This is a genomic window from Pseudomaricurvus alcaniphilus, from assembly GCF_011440395.1.
Classification (GTDB): Bacteria; Pseudomonadota; Gammaproteobacteria; order Pseudomonadales; family Cellvibrionaceae; genus Pseudomaricurvus; species Pseudomaricurvus alcaniphilus.
In genome coordinates, this window is sequence record NZ_JAAOIX010000011.1 from 14705 (window position 1) to 33044 (window position 18340).

15 protein-coding genes are annotated in these 18340 nt (G+C 56.8%); 12 read left to right on the forward strand and 3 right to left on the reverse strand.

Annotated elements, in window-relative coordinates; all coding sequences use genetic code 11:
- Positions 1–20: 20 nt before the first annotated feature.
- Positions 21–1091, forward strand: a complete 1071-nt coding sequence (locus G8764_RS18590) for a 3-deoxy-7-phosphoheptulonate synthase (RefSeq protein ID WP_166166465.1) — start codon at positions 21–23, stop codon at positions 1089–1091.
- Between the two features lie 322 nt (positions 1092–1413).
- Here the strand turns inward: G8764_RS18590 and nfuA are convergent, their stop codons facing one another.
- Positions 1414–1998 (reverse strand): Fe-S biogenesis protein NfuA, encoded by a 585-nt coding sequence (gene nfuA, locus G8764_RS18595; RefSeq protein ID WP_166166467.1) that lies wholly within the window; start codon positions 1996–1998, stop codon positions 1414–1416.
- Positions 1999–2347: 349 nt separating this feature from the next.
- Here nfuA and metH point away from each other — a divergent pair, with 349 nt between their 5' ends.
- Positions 2348–6055 (forward strand): methionine synthase, encoded by a 3708-nt coding sequence (metH, locus tag G8764_RS18600; RefSeq protein WP_166166469.1) that lies wholly within the window; start codon positions 2348–2350, stop codon positions 6053–6055.
- 230 nt (positions 6056–6285) lie between these two features.
- Here the strand turns inward: metH and G8764_RS18605 are convergent, their stop codons facing one another.
- Entirely contained in the window at positions 6286–7494 is a 1209-nt protein-coding gene (locus G8764_RS18605; RefSeq protein ID WP_166166471.1) for a cation:proton antiporter, read from the reverse strand.
- 253 nt (positions 7495–7747) lie between these two features.
- Positions 7748–8704, reverse strand: coding sequence for an oxidoreductase (locus G8764_RS18610; RefSeq protein ID WP_166166473.1), 957 nt, complete (start codon positions 8702–8704; stop codon positions 7748–7750).
- A 455-nt stretch (positions 8705–9159) separates the two neighbouring features.
- On the opposite strand from G8764_RS18610, the gene G8764_RS18615 reads away from it, so the two are divergent.
- The 10 genes from G8764_RS18615 (at position 9160) to G8764_RS18660 (ending at position 18340) form a co-directional block, all read left to right on the forward strand.
- On the forward strand, positions 9160–10137 hold the full coding sequence (locus G8764_RS18615) for an ABC transporter substrate-binding protein (RefSeq protein ID WP_166166475.1): 978 nt from the start codon (positions 9160–9162) through the stop codon (positions 10135–10137).
- An 81-nt stretch (positions 10138–10218) separates the two neighbouring features.
- Positions 10219–11175 (forward strand): ABC transporter permease, encoded by a 957-nt coding sequence (locus tag G8764_RS18620; protein ID WP_166166477.1) that lies wholly within the window; start codon positions 10219–10221, stop codon positions 11173–11175.
- A gap of 17 nt (positions 11176–11192) precedes the next feature.
- The gene (locus G8764_RS18625) at positions 11193–12107 is read left to right on the forward strand and encodes an ABC transporter ATP-binding protein (protein ID WP_166166479.1); all 915 of its coding nucleotides are present in this window, start codon (positions 11193–11195) and stop codon (positions 12105–12107) included.
- A 96-nt stretch (positions 12108–12203) separates the two neighbouring features.
- Entirely contained in the window at positions 12204–12971 is a 768-nt protein-coding gene (locus tag G8764_RS18630) for a creatininase family protein (protein WP_166166481.1), read from the forward strand.
- 96 nt (positions 12972–13067) lie between these two features.
- A complete protein-coding gene (gene glnT, locus G8764_RS18635; RefSeq protein ID WP_166166483.1) occupies positions 13068–14429 on the forward strand; it encodes a type III glutamate--ammonia ligase in 1362 nt (453 codons plus the stop codon).
- 128 nt (positions 14430–14557) lie between these two features.
- Positions 14558–15535, forward strand: coding sequence for a fatty acid desaturase (locus G8764_RS18640; RefSeq protein WP_166166485.1), 978 nt, complete (start codon positions 14558–14560; stop codon positions 15533–15535).
- Positions 15536–16498 carry a sugar phosphate isomerase/epimerase family protein gene (locus G8764_RS18645; protein WP_166166487.1) on the forward strand — a complete coding sequence of 321 codons (963 nt, stop codon included), beginning with the start codon at positions 15536–15538 and terminating at the stop codon, positions 16496–16498.
- Positions 16495–16959 carry a nickel-responsive transcriptional regulator NikR gene (gene nikR, locus G8764_RS18650; RefSeq protein WP_166166489.1) on the forward strand — a complete coding sequence of 155 codons (465 nt, stop codon included), beginning with the start codon at positions 16495–16497 and terminating at the stop codon, positions 16957–16959. Before G8764_RS18645 ends, nikR begins: the two co-directional genes overlap by 4 nt.
- Before the next feature lie 13 nt (positions 16960–16972).
- Entirely contained in the window at positions 16973–17692 is a 720-nt protein-coding gene (locus tag G8764_RS18655) for an urea amidolyase associated protein UAAP1 (protein WP_166166491.1), read from the forward strand.
- Between the two features lie 9 nt (positions 17693–17701).
- Complete coding sequence (locus tag G8764_RS18660; protein WP_166166493.1) at positions 17702–18340, forward strand: urea amidolyase associated protein UAAP2; 639 nt, start codon at positions 17702–17704, stop codon at positions 18338–18340.

Genomic DNA, 18340 nt, shown 5'->3' on the forward strand with positions numbered 1-18340 from the left:
AAACCAATCAGGTAGTGTTCATGACAGAGTATACGGTAGACGATCTCAACATCGTGTCCCAGGAAATATTGATCTCGCCGGCCGGCATCAAGGCCGAATTGCCGATCAGCGAGCAAGCAGCGCAGGTGGTTACCGAGGGACGGGAGACCGTGCGCAAAATCCTCAGTGGCGAAGATCACCGCTTGATGGTTGTGATCGGCCCCTGCTCTATCCACGATGTCGACGCGGCGATAGACTATGCCAAGCGCCTGCGGGCGCTGGCCGAAGAGGTCAAGGACTCGCTCTTTATCGTTATGCGCGTGTACTTTGAAAAGCCGCGCACTACCGTTGGCTGGAAAGGACTGATCAACGACCCCTATCTGGACGACTCCTTCAAGATCCAGGAGGGTTTGCACATCGGGCGCAAGCTGCTGCTGGATATCGCCGAAATGGGTCTGCCGGCAGCGACCGAAGCTCTCGACCCCATTTCGCCGCAGTATATCCAGGACCTGATCTCCTGGTCGGCGGTGGGCGCGAGAACCACAGAATCCCAAACCCACCGGGAAATGGCCAGCGGCCTGTCGTCAGCGGTGGGCTTCAAGAACGGCACCGATGGTGGCCTGACCGTGGCGATCAACGCCCTTGAATCAGTCTCCAGCCCGCACCGCTTTCTCGGCATCAACCCCGACGGCCAGGTGGCGATCACCCACACCAAGGGCAACGCCTTCGGTCACGTAGTGCTGCGCGGCGGCAACGACAAACCCAACTACGACTCGGTCAGTATTGCAGTGTGCGAGCAAGCGCTGCAGCGGGCCGGCCTGTCCACCAATATTATGGTCGATTGCAGTCACGCCAACTCCAACAAAAACCATGAATTGCAGCCGCTGGTGATGGAGAATATCACCAACCAGATTCTGGAGGGCAACAAGTCCATCATCGGCATCATGGTGGAAAGCAATATTGGTGAGGGCAACCAGAAGCTGACCTCGAACCTGGCGGACCTGAAATACGGGGTCTCGGTAACCGATGCCTGTATCGGCTGGGAAGTCACCGAAAAGACCCTCAGGAGCATGGCTGACAAGCTTAAAGACGCCCTTAAAAACCGCAGGTAACCTGCTGTTTTAATTGACACTTAGAGACTGTTCAACAGCACTTTAAGCGCCTCAGCCACCTACATTGAGCGCCCGCACTGCCGACAACCCGGCACTGCGGGCGCTTGCATTCGGGCGGTAGTCTTTTATTCGGGGGAAAAGCTCGGGAACCACAGACCGGGAAATCCCGGCTTGCGGGAAAATCCTGGCTATTAGCAAGCCCTGGCTTGTAGTCCTTAATTTGTGGGAAACCTTAAGTTGTACAAAAGCAAAGCCAGAAAACTACAAGTCCGGCAGAGCAGCAATGTCTCGGGCAGAAATACCGCGCTACCCGAGCACTGAATTAGAGGTAGGCCTGGGAGGTGTCGGTGTGATCGGTCATATCGCGCACGCCGGCCAGGCCCGGAATGCGTTCCATCAGGGTTCGCTCAACCCCCTCTTTCAAGGTCACATCCACGGCGCTGCAGCCCTGGCACCCGCCGCCAAACTGCAATACGGCGTAGTGGTCATCGGTGTATTCGACCAGGGTAACATTGCCGCCGTGAGCCGCCAGGCCCGGATTGACTTCGTTGTAGAGCACGTAATTGATTCTGTCTTCCACAGGGCTGTCGTCGGTTACCTGTGGCATTTTCGAATTAGGTGCGCGGATGGTCAACTGCCCACCCATACGATCGGGCGCATAGTCCACCTTGGCGTCATCCAGAAACGGGATGCTGCGGCCTTCAAAAAAGGCGGTAATGGATTTCAGCTCCAACTTGACGTCATCCGCTTCTTCTTCCCCCGGACGACAATAGGCGATGCAAGTTTCTGCCTGGGCGGTACCGGGATTGGCAACGAACATGCGTATGGCAATTCCTTCACACTCCTGCTTGGCCAGCAGGCCAGCCAAGTACTCCTGTGCCGAATCTGTAATCGTTACGTTTACCATCTAATAAATACCCTAATCGTCTGTGTCCCCCATTTTACGAGAAACTGCTGCGTATAAAAACCGGAGAAAAAATAAGGGTGATTAGCACCAACCCCTGAGTGCTGCTCGACAGCGCCGCGGATATAATAAACCAGCTGCCGTCATTTATCTGGAATAAGGCGGGACATTTCCGGCATTTCTGCTAAAATACCAACCTATATCAATATTTTTTGATATAGATCGGCCTGCCGGTCGAACAAACCTGGCACTTGCGGCCTCCGGTCCCGGAGTCCGGCCCCTGCTATCAGCCGCGGAGCGTCTGTGCCAGACGATGAATACCCATACTGCGACACACAACAAGGTTTATACAATGCCCGACACCAAGCTGCCCAACCCCGCCCCACTGCTCGATGCGATCGCTAACCGTATCCTGGTTCTCGACGGGGCCATGGGCACCATGATCCAGGGTTACCAGCTGCAGGAAAGCGATTACCGGGGCCAGCGTTTCGCCGATTACCATATGGATATTGCCGGCAACAACGACCTGCTGTCGCTCACCCAGCCACAAATCATCAAGGAAATACACAGCGCTTACCTGGAGGCCGGTGCCGATATCATCGAGACCAACACCTTCAATGCCACCCGTATTTCCATGGCCGATTACGAAATGGAAGAACTGGCGCACGAGCTCAACCTGGCCTCGGCCCGCATAGCCCGTGAAGTGGCCGATGAAATGACCGCCAAAAACCCGGCCAAGCCGCGTTTTGTGGCTGGCGTCATAGGGCCCACCAGCCGTACCTGCTCCATTTCCCCGGACGTCAACGACCCGGGCGCGCGCAACGTCACCTTTGACCAGCTGGTGCAAAACTACCTGGAGTCAATCGACGGGCTGGTGCACGGCGGTGTCGACATCCTGCTGATAGAAACGATTTTTGACACCCTCAACGCCAAAGCCGCCATTTTTGCCGTGATGGAGTATTTTGAACGCCACAGCATCGAGTTGCCGATTATGATTTCCGGCACTATTACCGATGCCTCCGGCCGCACCCTGTCCGGGCAGACGACCGAGGCGTTCTACAATTCCCTGGCCCACGCCAAGCCCCTGTCGATCGGCCTCAACTGCGCCCTCGGTGCGGCGGAGTTGCGCCAGTACGTGCAGGAATTGTCCCGGGTGGCCGACTGCCGCGTCTCGGCCCACCCCAATGCCGGGTTGCCCAACGAATTCGGTGAGTACGACCAGACCCCGGAAGAGATGGTCGCGATCGTGCGGGAGTTCGCCACCAGTGGCTTCGTCAATATCATCGGCGGCTGCTGTGGCACCACCCCAGCGCACATCAAAGCCATCGCCGACGCCCTGCAGGATATCGCCCCGCGCGCCCTGCCGGAAATCGAGCCTGCCTGCCGTTTAAGCGGCCTGGAGCCCTTCAACATCACCGCCGACTCACTGTTCGTCAATGTGGGTGAGCGCTGCAACGTCACCGGCTCGGCCAAGTTCAAGCGCCTGATCGTGCAGGAAGACTACGCCACCGCACTGGAAGTGGCGCTGGAGCAGGTGGAAAACGGCGCCCAGATTATTGATATCAATATGGATGAGGGCATGCTCGACGCCCAGGCGGCCATGGTGCGATTTCTCAACCTGATCGCCGGTGAGCCGGATATCGCCCGGGTGCCGATCATGGTCGACTCCTCCAAGTGGGAAATCATCGAGGCCGGCCTGAAATGCATCCAGGGCAAGCCGGTGGTGAACTCCATCAGCCTCAAGGAAGGCGAGCAGGAATTCCTCGAGCGAGCGAGGCTGTGCCAGCGCTACGGCGCTGCCGTGGTCATTATGGCTTTTGACGAGAGCGGCCAGGCCGATACCCTGCAGCGCAAAACCGAAATCTGTGAGCGCTCCTATCGACTGCTGGTGGACAAGATCGGCTTTAACCCGGCGGATATCATTTTCGACCCGAATATCTTTGCGGTCGCCACCGGCATCGACGAGCACAACAACTACGCCGTGGACTTTATCGAGGCGGCCCGCTGGATCAAGCAGAACCTGCCCCACGCCGGTATTTCCGGCGGCGTATCCAACGTCTCCTTCTCCTTCCGCGGCAACAACCCGGTGCGGGAAGCCATTCACTCGGTGTTTCTCTATCACGCCATCAAGGCCGGGCTCAATATGGGCATCGTCAATGCCGGCCAGCTGGCGGTCTACGATGACCTGCCGGCCGAACTGCGGGACCGGGTCGAGGACGTGATTCTCAACCGCAGCGATAACGGCACCGAGGCGCTGCTGGAAATCGCCGAGAAATACCGCGGCGACGGCAGTACCGGCGAGAAAAAAGAAGATCTGGAGTGGCGCAGTTGGGAGGTCAACAAACGCCTGCAACACGCCCTGGTCAAGGGCATTACCGCGTTTATCGAGGAGGATACCGAAGCCGCCCGGCAGCTGGCGAAGCGGCCGCTGGATGTAATCGAAGGCCCGCTGATGGACGGCATGAACGTGGTGGGCGACCTGTTCGGCGAGGGCAAGATGTTCCTGCCCCAGGTGGTCAAGTCGGCGCGGGTCATGAAGCAAGCTGTGGCCTACCTGAACCCCTTTATTGAGGCGGAAAAACAGGAGGGCGCCAAGCCCAACGGCAAAATCCTGATGGCCACGGTCAAGGGCGATGTACACGATATCGGCAAGAACATCGTCGGCGTGGTGCTGCAGTGCAACAACTTCGAGGTCATCGATCTCGGCGTTATGGTGCCCTGCGACAAGATCTTGCAGGTCGCCCAGGAACAAAACTGCGACATCATCGGTCTCTCCGGGCTTATTACCCCGTCGCTGGATGAAATGGTCACCGTGGCTAAGGAGATGCAGCGCCAGGGCATCGACAAGCCCTTGCTGATCGGTGGCGCCACCACGTCCAAGGCCCACACGGCGGTCAAGATCGAACCCCAGTTCAAGCTCAACCAGGTGACTTACGTACCCGATGCTTCGCGCGCGGTAGGTGTGGCCAGCAGCCTGCTGTCGGACGAGTTGCGGGGCGATTTTGTCAAAGGCGTGCAAGAGGAATACGTCAAGGTGCGCGAGCGCAACGCCGGCCGCAAGGCCCGCGGCACCGTGCGCAGCTACGCCGAGTCCATCCGCCACAAATTGCAACTGGACTGGGACAATTACTCACCGCCAGTACCCAGCTTCCTCGGCACCCGGGTATTCGACGACTATCCACTGGAGAAACTGGTGGCCAACATCGATTGGACACCCTTTTTCATCACCTGGGACCTGGTGGGTAAGTACCCCAAAATTTTCGACGACGCGGTGGTGGGCGAAGCAGCCCGCAACCTGTTTGCCGATGCCCAGGCCATGTTGAAAAAGATCATTGACGAAGGCTTGCTGAAAGCCCGGGCGGTGATCGGCTTTTGGCCCGCCAACACGATCGAGCACGACGATATCGCCCTTTATGACAGCGACGATCGCGACCAGGTTAGCGCGCGCCTGCATCATATTCGCCAGCAGACCAAGAAGCCGGGCAACACCAAGCCCAATACCTCGCTGGCCGATTTCGTCGCGCCTCTGGAGAGCGGCAAGGCGGATTACGTGGGGGGCTTTGTGGTCACCGCCGGCATTGGCGCGGAGGAGCTGGCACGGCGTTACGAGGAGGCCAACGACGACTACAACAGCATTATGGTGAAGGCGCTGGCCGACCGTTTGGCCGAGGCTTTTGCCGAGCACATGCACGAGCGTGTGCGCAAGGAGTTCTGGGGCTACGCCGACGATGAAAACCTGAGCAATGAAGCCCTGATCAAGGAGCAGTATCAAGGCATTCGCCCGGCTCCCGGCTACCCGGCCTGCCCTGACCACACCGAGAAGGGCACCCTGTTTGAGTTGCTGCACGCCACTGATGAGATTGATGTCACGCTCACCGAGCACTACGCCATGACACCGGCGGCCAGTGTCTCGGGCTGGTATTTTTCCCACCCGGAGTCGCACTACTTCCCCACTGGTAAAATCCAGAAGGACCAGGTGGAGTCCCTGGCGGCGAGAAAGAAAATGCCGGTGGCCAGCCTGGAGCGCTGGTTGCAGCCGGTGCTGGATTACGACAACTAGTGTCCTGGGTCAGAAGCTATTAATTAAACCTGGGTAAACCAGCGGGTGAAATTGCCCGCTGCTATAGCCAGTTGCAAAGCTCTGGCTTAATCCATCGTCCACCAAAAAGAGGCCATTTATCGCGCACAAATGGCCTCTTTTTGGTGGCAGCGCCGCTGCTCCTGTTGTCGCTATGAGTCACCAGGAGCAGCAGCCTTCGACTGGCCAGCAGGTTCGTCGGTCACTCCATTTCAGGCCTTGTACTTTTTGATCACTGCAAACGCAGTGCTCCCCTGCACCAATAGCGAAAACAACACCACGCCGTAAACCATGGACTGCACCGTCCACCAATACGGCAGGCTGACGGGCAGGCTCAACACCAGCACTATGGCAATGGCACCGCGCTGCCCGCCCCACACCAATACATGCTGCCATCCCAGCGCCACCGGGTGTGGCAGCAAGCGGGTCAGTGCGCCACAGCCGTAGACTGCACAGGCGCGTCCCAACAACGCCGCGGGTATCGCGATCAGCATCGCCAACCAGCGCTCGGTAAACATGTCAAAGGTGATCACCAGCCCCATCAACACAAAAATAATGCAGTTAAAGGTTAACCCTAACCAATCCAGTGTGATGACTATGCCGCTGACGTATTTTTGTTGGTACTCTTGCAATAATACCCGCGATAACAAGGCGGCACTGACCACTGCCATAATTCCGGAGACATGGAAATAGTGTTCGGCAATATAAAAGCTGGCAAAGGCCACGAGAATAAGAACAATATTGGAGGCAGTTTTGTCCCGCAGCACTAATACCACAATCACTCCGGCAAGGCCGACGAGCAAACCCAACAACAGGCCGCCAAAGAATATCTCCAGAAAGACAGCGATATAGTTCTGGTTTATTTCAATCTGTGCGCCTACGGCAAAGCTCAGTACCGCGGCAAACAACACCAGGGCGCTGGCGTCGTTAAACAGGCTCTCGCCCTCCACCAGGGTGGTCAGGTCTTCCGGGGCGCTGTGCTTTTTTAGAGAAGAGACCACAGAAATAGGGTCTGTCGCCGCCAGGATGGCGCCAGCCAACAGGGCCGCCACCCAGGGAAACCCCTCGGGGGCGCCGATGGCATAAAACAAAATCACTGCCACAACGCCACAACTGATCAGCATTCCCAGGGTGGAGAGCAACAGTATTGGCAGCAGCCAGCGCCGCAAGAGAGCCGGCTTTAAATGCCAGGCGGCTTCAAAAATCAGTATGGGCAGGATAACGTAGAACACCAGGTCTTTGATGTTAGTCGCCCTGATGCCTGTATCAAAGCCGATATGGGGTAATAGCAACCCGCTCAGCACTCCGGCGATAAGGGCTGACAGGGTGATATCGAGGCGGGTCAAGCGCTGGATAAGCAGGCCGACCGTCGCAACGCCCACCAGAAATAACACCTGCCCCATGATTTCCGGAATCACCATAGCTATTCCCCTACTGTTGTTATTGTTCTATTTTTGCTGTAACCCTTGCCTTGTTACCTTTGCCTTGTTACCCCTGCCTTGCTATCCCCTGCCGTGTACACCCTGGCCTGCATTGAGCAATAATGCCAAACGTCAAACTCACGGCCAAACCAAACACCAAAGCCGCTGGCCACAGGCGATTTCTGCGCTATAGCGGGGCCGTTGGTGCACCGCTTCGCAGCCACTCAGGCACCAGAGACAATATGCCACTGTATTACACTTTCGCGCCGGCGCAATCACTATTTCGTACCTCTGCGGCCGGGGATAAATAGTGGATGCCGGTGAGCGCCTCCGACACAGACCACAGCCGCGCCGCCACTTCAGGATTGTGTGACGCCCGGGTCGATTTCACCTTACCAGCGGGCCCCTTCCATTCTCCGATGCCAGTGGGCCCGGTGTAATCGCCACCGCAGATATCGTCCCCCAGGGCCGCGTAGAGAATGGGCAAGACGCCCTGCTCTGGCGGCTGGCCACCGAACTTAAGGACCACCGGAGCAACCAGTTTATTCACCAGCCAGGGTATATGGCGGGACAGATCGGTACCGGATACGCCCGGGTGGGCCGCTACGGCAATGGTCTGGTAATCCGCCCCAGTCAGGCGGCGCTGCATCTCATAGGCAAATATCAAGCAGGCGAGCTTGCTCTGGGCATAGCACTTCCAGGCATTGTACTTGCGCTCACTTTGCAGGTCGTTGAAATTGATTTTGCCCGATTTGTGCGACAGTGAGGCCAGCGCGACAATGCGGGAGCCACTGGTTTTTTCCAGCGTATCCAGCAGCAGCCCGGTCAACAAAAAATGGCCCAGGTAATTGGCTGCCAGCTGTGATTCAAAACCATCCACACTGAGGGAGTATGGTGGAATCATAATGCCGGCGTTATTGATCAAAATATCCAGGCGCTGAAAACGTTGTTGGTAGACGCTGGCGAATTCGCGGACCGACTTCAGGCTTGACAGGTCCAGCGCCATAATCTCGAGTTGCGCCTCGGGACACTGTTCCAGGATGCGTTGCTGCGCTTCTGCCGCCTTGCCCAAATTGCGACAGGCCATCACCACCTGAACCCCCTTTTCCGCCAGGCCGCGAGCGGTCTCAAACCCCAAACCGGTGTTGGCGCCGGTGACTATGGCGACCCGCCCGGGCTGGGAGGGAATGGCTGCGAAATCAAAACTCATAAAATTAACCCCTGTTTTTACGCGTCATTCTGGCGACATTCACTTGCGGCTGTCCAGCTAATTAGCTCAAGGCTGTCCAGCTAATTAGCTCAAGGCTGTCCAGTTAAATAGCTCAAGGCTGTCCCTTTTCTTTAGCGCAAGGCTGTTCAGTACATTGCCCCTGAGGTCTGCCTGCAAGCCTGCAAAGCCGCCACTTTCTGGTGCAGCTGTACGCGCCACGCACCAATGAGCACCAGTTTCCTGGGCAGCGGAAATCCTCCAGCAACAAGTGGCCGTGCTTAATTTCTATAAATATCAACAATTTATAACTTTTTTGTGGCAGCTGGCACCATTTTCGCTATTTAAGTATTACGTTTTTGAATATTCGTAATACTGGAGCATCGCAACGCCAAGCAACCGCATCACCTAAATACCCATTATCTTTAAACCTATTACCTTTAAATCAAGGGGACGCAATGAAAACTACCTTCGCTAAGCTTATAGGCGGAATCGTTACCGGATTGTTAATGGTGGCCGCTGCTCACGCCGCGCAGCCTCTGAAAATAGGTTACTCGGACTGGCCTGGCTGGGTCGCCTGGGAAATCGCGCTGGAGAAAGGCATGTTCAAAGCCGCCGGGGTCGAGGTTGAATTCGAGTGGTTCGATTACGTCGCCAGTATGGATGCCTTTGCCGCGGGCCAGCTGGATGCCGTCGCCATGACCAACGGTGATGCACTGGTTACCGGCGCTACCGGTGCCCAGAGTGTCATGATTTTGGTCAACGACTACAGCAATGGCAACGATATGATCGTCGCCCGCCCTGGCATTAAATCCGTCAAGGAATTAAAGGGCAAAAAGATCGGTGTTGAGATCGGCTTTGTCGGCCACCTGCTGCTCTTGAACGCGCTGGAAAAAAGTGGTTTGACCGAAGCGGATGTCGAGTTGGTGAATGTACCCACCAATGAAACGCCCCAGGTTTTGGCTTCCGGTGACGTCGATGCCATCGTCGCCTGGCAGCCAAGTTCCGGTCAAGCCCTGCAACTGGTGCCCGGTTCGACCCGGGTATACTCCAGTGCCGATGAACCCGGGCTGATCTATGATGTGCTGGCCGTATCCCCATCCAGCCTTGCCGCCAATAGAGCAGAGTGGAAGAAGGTACTGAAGGTGTGGTACCAGGCGGTCGCCTACCTGAATGACCCCAAGACCCGCGCCGAAGCCGTTTCCATTATGGCGGCACGGGTGGGCTTATCGCCACAGGAATACAGCGGCTTTGTAGAGGGCACTAAAATCCTGTCACTGTCGGAAGCCAAAGCGTTTCTCGGTAAAAGTACTGGCTTTAGATCCCTGTATGGCTCGTCAAAGATTGCTGACGACTTTAACGTTGCCAATGAAGTTTACGCCGAGCCACAAAACATCGATGCCTATATCGATACCAGCCTGATGCTGAGTCTGTAACACGTCAAGCGCCAGCGGGTGCACACACCCGCTGGCATCTATCAGCCAGGTTTTCCCGTCAACTTATTAATGGACTGAGCTATGTCATCCAGTCAGTGGCTTGCTGTGCGCAAAAACCTGCCCGCCAAACCCAGGGCGATGGTCGCATTTTTCAGTTTCCTCCTGCCAATCACCATCTGGTGCCTGGTCAGTTATGTGCCGTTCCTGTGGCACCCAATGGTCGAGATCCAGGACAAGGGCGGTGTGGCCTATTTTAAGTCCGGCATGCTGGTTGAGCGCGAGCTGTTTGAACAGGAACGCCTGACCGCAATCGAAAACCAGTTGCAGCCGCCCTCCGGGATCCGCACCAACCCGATCTACTTACCGGCGCCACACGAAGTTGCTGTCGCCCTCTACACTTCGTTTACCACCGAGCCGAAAAGACGCAGTGAAAAATGGTTGCACGAAAGCTTGTGGGAAAGTATCCAGGTTATTTTCTGGGGTTTTGTGCTGTCATCGCTGTTTGGTGTGCCGCTGGGCATACTGGCCGGCACCTACGATTTTTTCTCCCGCTTGTTTGAACCTTTTATTGAATTTTTTCGCTATCTGCCAGCGCCGGCTTTCGGCGCCCTGGCGGTTGCAATTCTCGGTATCTACCACCAGCCCAAGATTGCCATCATCTTTATCGGTACTTTTTTCCAGCAGGTGCTGGTGATTGCCAACACCACGCGCAAGCTGGACCCCTCGCTGCTTGAAGCAGCCCAAACCCTGGGGGCAAAAAATAAAGCGCTGCTGTTCAAGGTGGTGGTGCCGGGAGTGCTGCCAGACCTGTATCGGGATATGCGCATTCTGCTGGGCTGGGCCTGGACCTACCTGATCGTCTCGGAACTGGTCGGCACCAGTTCCGGCATCACCTGGTTTATTACCCAACAAGCCCGCTACAAGAACTTCGACAATGTGTTTGCGGCCATTATGATCATCGGCATTATCGGGCTGTCGTTCGATATTTTACTGGCCCTGATTGGGAAAAAATTATTCCCCTGGCAGAAAGCCCAATAGGCGTAACGGAGCTGTTCATGACACCGATTGTATTACCGAGTTATCTCGACCAGTCTGCTGCCGTCAAGGATCGATTCGATCGCCTCAAGCAGCGGCCGGTGAGCCTCGAAGTGAAGCACCTGCACAAGCACTTCGATTCCGCCGGCGGCCAGGTCACGGCCCTGCAGGACATCAACTTCAAGGCCTACAAACGGGAATTTGTCTGTGTAATTGGCCCTTCGGGTTGCGGCAAATCCACCCTGGTGCGAATTCTCGCCGGCCTGGAAACGCCCAGCAGCGGTTCGGTATTGCTCAATGGCAAGGCGGTCACCGGGCCGGGACCGGATCGCGGTATGGTGTTCCAGGGTTACACCCTGTTTCCCTGGCTGAGCGTCAAGCGCAATGTCATGTTTGGCTTGATCGAGGCCGGTCACGGTAAGACCACCGCGGAAGAACAAGCCCTGCAGTGGATTGAGCTGGTGGGCTTGTCCCGCTTTGTCGACAGTTATCCACACCAGTTATCCGGCGGTATGAAGCAGCGGGTCGCCATCGCCAGGGCGCTGGCCAACCAGCCGCAAATCCTGTTGATGGATGAACCCTTCGGTGCCCTCGACCCGCAAACCCGCGCCAAAATGCAATCGCACCTGATGGAGATCTGGAAAAATATCGACATCACCGTGGTGTTTATTACCCACGATCTCGACGAGGCCATCTACCTGGCAGATCGAATCCTGGTGCTCAAGGCGCACCCGGGGGAAGTCAACGAAGTGATCGAAGTATCGGTACCGCAACCGCGGGATCCGTCGCAGTTATTATCGGACGAATTCCTCGCCACTAAGCGTCGCCTGGAAGAACTGATACACCCGGAGGATGACGGCGATGAACTGGCGACGGACAAACTCAATATGGTGCGCATGGTGCACGTCAACGACCAGGTACCGAGTGTTTTTTAGGCCCCGGGCCAGTGCCGAAAATGTTTTCGAGGCCTGCAGGATTTGCGGAAAAATTGCAGGCCTTAACCAAAATCACAGTTGCGAGATGTTGGTAAAATGACGCAGTGGTATTACCAAACCTGGGAAGAAATTCAACAGCTGGTGCAGAATGGCGCCCGAGCCGTGATCTTGCCCGTGGGCGCCACCGAGCAACATGGGCCCCACCTTGGCTGCGGTGTCGACACCAGTATTGCCGATGCTGTGTGCCGTGCGGTTGCCCGTAAAACCGCAACCCTGTTGCTGCCGACCCTGCCATACGGCTGCTCCATTGGTCACTCCCGACGCTGGCCGGGCACTATTGCCCCGCAGCCGAAAACCCTGATTGATGTGATTAAGGATATGGGCGATTGGGTCTACGCCTCCGGCCTGCGCAAATTATTTATCGTCAACGCCCACGTCACCAATGCCGCGCCCCTGCGCTGTGCGCTGGAGATGCTGCGCGCCGAGCACGACGACCTGATGGTGGCGGTGATCAACACTCCGGAACTGAGCCAGCGGGTCAGGCAGGCACACTTTGCCGATGCCGAAGACTGGCACGCCAACGATGCCGAAACATCGCTGATGCTGGCGCAGGACCTGGCGATGGTGCGGCCGGAAAAATGCAGCGCCAGTGACGACCAAGACCGCACTACCGACAGTGTTTTCTCTCATCCGGTAAACAGGACCAGCAGCAATGGCGTTACCGGTTACCCGAGTCGGGCCGACGCCGGTAAGGGCCACCAACTGTTTGAGTGGATGGTCGAGGATCTGGCGGCCTTGATCGAGCGCGGTTTGAGTGAACAGCCGCCACTGTCCGCATCCTATTTTGAACCAGTGAACCAGTGAAACAGTGAACAAAAGTACAGGTGAACAAGTTAACCGGTAAGCGTTGCTGCGCCGGTTACGGAAATTTTTCAACGTCAAATCAACTACAAGGTGTTTATGAAATCGAGAGAAGAGATTAGCGCAATCCAGGCGGCGCTGGCGGAGAAAGGTGTCAAGTATTGCATGGGAACCTACGTTGATATCCACGGCGTGCCCAAGGGCAAGGTGGTACCCCTGTCCCACTTGCAGCAGATGGCGGCGGGCTCGGAGCTGTATACCGGTTACGCGTTGGACGGTCTGGGCCAGCAGCCCAACGATAACGAAATCGCCTCGGTACCCGACCTCGATCATATTATCCAGCTGCCCTGGCAGCGTGAGATTGCCTGGATGCCAGCCGACAACAGTTTTCGCGGCGAACCCTACCCGCTCAACACCCGCGTAGCGCTGAAGAATGTCATGGCACAAGCGGCTGAGATGGGCTTCGGTTTTAATCTGGGCATTGAAGCCGAACTGTTTGTACTGCGAAAAAATGCCGACGGTTCGCTGGAAGTGCCCAACCCCGAGGACAAGCTGAACAAGCCCTGCTACGACACCCGCTCCTTTTTGCACCAGTTTGGCTGGCTCGACAAAATGGCCACGGCCATCGATGACCTTGGCTGGGATCTCTACTCGTTCGATCACGAGGACGCCAACGGGCAATACGAATTTGACTTTATGTACGCCGATGCCGTCACCACTTGTGACCGCTTTACATTCCTGCGCCTGATGGCCAAGGAACTGGCGCGGGAAGAAGGCTTGCTCGCCACTTTTATGCCCAAACCGTTTGGCAACAAAACCGGTAACGGGGCGCACTTTAATATGTCGCTTTCGGACATCAATACCGGCGAAAACCTGTTCAAGTGCGCATCGGAGGAAGATCCCAATGGGCTCGGTATCACGCAGCTTGGCTACCAGTTTATTGGCGGCATCATCAAGCACGGGCGCTCACTGTGTGCCGCGTTTGCCCCCACCGTGAACAGCTACAAGCGCCTGGTGCGCCAGGGTGACATGCCCTACTTCACTTGGGCACCAGTATTCAATTCCTACGGCTCCAACAATCGCACCAATTCCGTCCGCGTACCCATGAACGGTGGTCGCTGTGAATCCCGCAATGCCGATGGTGCAGTGAACCCCTACCTGGCCGCGGCCCTGGCACTGGCGGCAGGCCTGGAAGGCATTCGCGAGGGCATCGACCCGGGCAAGCCCCAGGAAGACAACCTCTACAACCTGACCGAAGCCGAGCGCGAGGAGCGCGGTATCGAGTTTCTGCCTCGCAGCTTGAATGAAGCGATCCAGGCGTTTGCCGCAGACCCGTTTATCCGCGCAACCCTCGGCAGTGGCCTGACCGATGAATTTATCCGCTACAAACAGGAAGAGTGGAACAGTTATCACCAGGCCATATCCAGCTGGGAAATTGAGCGCTATGCGCACATGTTTTAAGCGTGACCTGCAACCTCGGTAAATTTTTAATCCGGGGAATTGACTTGTAATGCAATTCAGCAAACCCGCAGCGACCAGGACGACCTGGTCGTATCAACATACGCAGGACGACCTGCCGGAGGTGTAATATGAGTATTTATCGCTACACTGATGGCCGCCTGGCCAATACCGGCCTGTTTGTTTACCTGTTGCTGGGATTGGGCTTGGCGCTAGCTGGCTTGCTGCAAACTGCAACAGCCTTTAACGTTCTGGCAACACTTTTTCTGGCGCATCTATTGGTGCTCTGTGCCTACCTGGCACACGAGTGCATGCACAACACTATTTTTCGCCGGCCCGAGCACAATCGGCAGCTGGGTCGCGCCCTGTGCTGGTTGCTGGGCGCAACCTACCTGCCTTACGAAGAATTGCGCACTAAACACATGCGCCATCACAGCGAGCGGGCCGACATTGTCGCAGTGGATCTGCGCAATTGGTTGCAGCGGCGCAAGTCTGTGCGACAGCCGGTGGCCCTGCTGCAATGGCTGTATATTCCGGCGCTGGAAATTGTCAGCCACCTGCTCGATGTTGTGGCGGCGTTTATGCTGCCGCAACGGGCTCCTTACCGCACCCACAGTGTGGTTGCCCTGTGCTCACGGCTGTTGTTTTTTCTGCTGTTGGGCTGGCTACACTGGCCACTGTTGGTGGGGTATGCGCTGGCCTGGTGTATTTGCATTGCGGTGCTGGGGTTTATGGACGCCTACCAGCACGACTACGAAATCTACACCAGCCTCGAACAAAGCCGCCTGCAAGGGCGCCGGGACCGTCACTACGAGGAGACCCACACCTACACCAACCTGTTGAGCGAGCGCTGGCCACTATTGAATCTGTTGGTGTTGAATTTTTGTTATCACAATATACACCACTGGAAATCCGGCGAGCCCTGGCACCGGTTGCCCCGTTTGCACCGCCAGCGCTACCCCCAGTCCTGCCCCCAGGCCGTGCCCCTGGATCAGCAGTTGCAGCGCTTCCACCACTACCGACTGGACCGCGCCTACCCCCTCGGCCCTGGCAGTGTCGACGCAGGCACCCAGGGCGCCGCCGGTGTTTCATTCCTGGTGGGTGTGTAAATGACCGGCGCCGCCAACCCCTTGCAATTACAGTGTTTTCGCAGCCTCTGGGGTTACAGTGGCTCCGCGACAGTGGCCGCGACCAGTGCCAAACAGGACGGCTACAGCGGTCTCGAGGGCCGTGTGCCGGTCGACCGAGCTGAGCAGCGCATGCTGGCCCGAACCCTTACCGACCTGCAATTACACTACATAGTCGAAGTGGCCACCACCGGCAGCTATGTACCCGACCGCCGCCAAAACGTCGCGCAGCACCTCGACGATTTAAAACTGCAACTGCAACGGCTGGAATATTTACAGCCGCAGTTTGTCACCTGCCTCGGCGGCTGTGATGCTTGGACAGTAGCCCAATCGGTGGATTTTTTCGCCAGCGCAACCGAGCTTGCCCGTCAATTCGGGCTCGACATCAGCTTCGAAACCCACCGTGGCCGCAGCCTGTTCAACCCTTGGGTGACGCGGGATATCCTCGCCCAACTGCCCGATCTCAAGCTGACCTTCGATATCAGTCACTGGGTGGTGGTGTGTGAAGGCTTGCAAGCTACGGAAGAGCAAATTATTCGCGATCTCGCCCGCCACGCCCATCACATCCATGCCCGGGTTGGCTATGACCAGGGGCCACAAGTGCCCGATCCGCGCCTCGGGGTATATCGCGAGGCCTTGCAACGCCACCTGGGCTACTGGCAATGGCTGTGGAGTTCCCAACGCCAGCGCGGTTATACCGGGATCAGTGTAACCCCGGAATTTGGGCCCGATGGTTACGAGTATCGCAGCCCGGGCGGTGAGTTGCCCCTGGTGGACCTGGACGACATCAACCTGTTTATGGCGAACTTTCTGCGCGCCAACTTTGCCGAGTGGCGAACGGCGGTAGCAACTCAGCCAGAGGCAACGCCCCCTGCGATCCCGGCGAACCCTTCAACGCCCCCTTCAACACCCCCTTCAACGCCCTCAAAGAGACTGCCACAATGACGGAGACCAGCAAGGACAAGCTGTGCCGCATCAGCGTTTCCCTGCCGGAAAACCTGTTGCAACAATTCGACACAATGGTCTCGGAGCGGGAGTACGAAAGTCGATCCCAGGCCATCGCCGATGTTCTGCACCAGAAACTGAACGAACACCGGGAGGAAATCGGCCAGGAAATCATGGCCGGCACCATCAACCTGGTGTTCGACCATTCGGTGCCGAACTTGCAAAAACAGCTGGCGGATATCCAGCACAAATACATCGATGAAGTGATCAGCAGTCTGCACGTGAACCTGGAAAACGCCAAGACCATGTCGGTGATCCTGGTACAGGGTCCGGGCCAGACCCTGAAAGCCATTGCCAATGAAATGATTTCCCGGCGCGGGGTGAGTACTGGTAAATTACTGCTCAGTGCCGCTATTCTGCCGCCGGTACACCCACTCCCAAAGCATAACAATCCTGACTGACAGCGAGAGACAAATGAAACTGGACTCTTATTCCACCACCCTGCCCGGCGCCAGCCACTGGTCGCTGGTGATCCGGCGCGGCATGCAGCTGCAAATCACCGATCTCAACGGCGGTGCCAACGTCGGTATGTTGTTCTATAACCCCACCTTGCTGAGCGAGAAATACAACGCCCCGGATACACTCAAATGCCAGCACACCTTCAAGCTGACCCGCGGCAACTGTCTCTATTCCGATATGGGGCGTATTTTTTGTTCCGTTACCGATGACACCTTTGGCTGGCACGACAGTGTCTGTGGCAACTCCCACGCCGCCCACATCGAACAGCGCTGGGGCAAGCGTGATTACCAGCGCGACCACAATGAGTGGCAGCAAAACGGCTACGACAGTTTTCTGGTGGAGCTGGCAAAATACAACCTCAGCGCCCGGGACATGGCCGCCAACGTCAACTGGTTCAGCAAGGTGGCGGTGGATACCGAGGGCAACCTGGCCCTGGCGGGCAGGTCCAGCGCCGGCGACAACCTGCGCCTGCGTTTTGAGATGGATACTTTGGTGATTCTGCACACCTGCCCGCACCCGCTGAATGCCGATGCCAGCTACCCCTTTACCCCGATTGGCCTCAAACTGGATAAAGCCGCCGCCGTTGCCGAAGATGATTTTTGCCTCAATTCCCGGCCGGAAAACCAGCGGGGTTTTCACAATAACGCGCTCTATCACATGGGCCTGGACTCCTAGGGAGGCAATATGATTAAAACAAGTCCGCTGCAAAGCAAGTCGGCCATATTTCGCCAGATAGTCGACGCCGGAGATTATTTTATCAAGCGGCTGGAACAGGGCCAGACCATCCGCATACTCGACCTGGAGGGTAACCAGGCCGCCGACACCCTGTTCTATAACGCCGATGATCCCAGTGAGCGCTACAGCGCCACGGATACCATTCGCGAGCAGGGCAATCTGTATTTGAGCGCCGGTACCCGGCTGAAAACCAACCTCAACCGCGACCTGCTGGAAATCACCGCTGACACCTGTGGCCGCCACGATACCGTCGGCGGCGCCTGCGCCACAGAATCCAACACCGTGCGCTACGACCTGGAAAAGCGCTGCATGCACGCCTGTCGCGACAGCTGGATGTTGGCGATCCAGGAACACGATGAGCTGGGGCTGCAAAAAGCTGACATAACCCACAACATCAATTTCTTTATGAATGTGCCGGTGACGCCCGAGGGCGGGCTGACCTTTGAAGATGGTATTTCCGCCCCGGGCAAATACGTGGAATTGAAAGCGCTAATGAATGTTATTGTGTTGATTTCCAATTGCCCGCAGCTGAATAATCCCTGCAATGGCTACAACCCTACCCCGATCGAAGTTTTGATCTGGGATTAA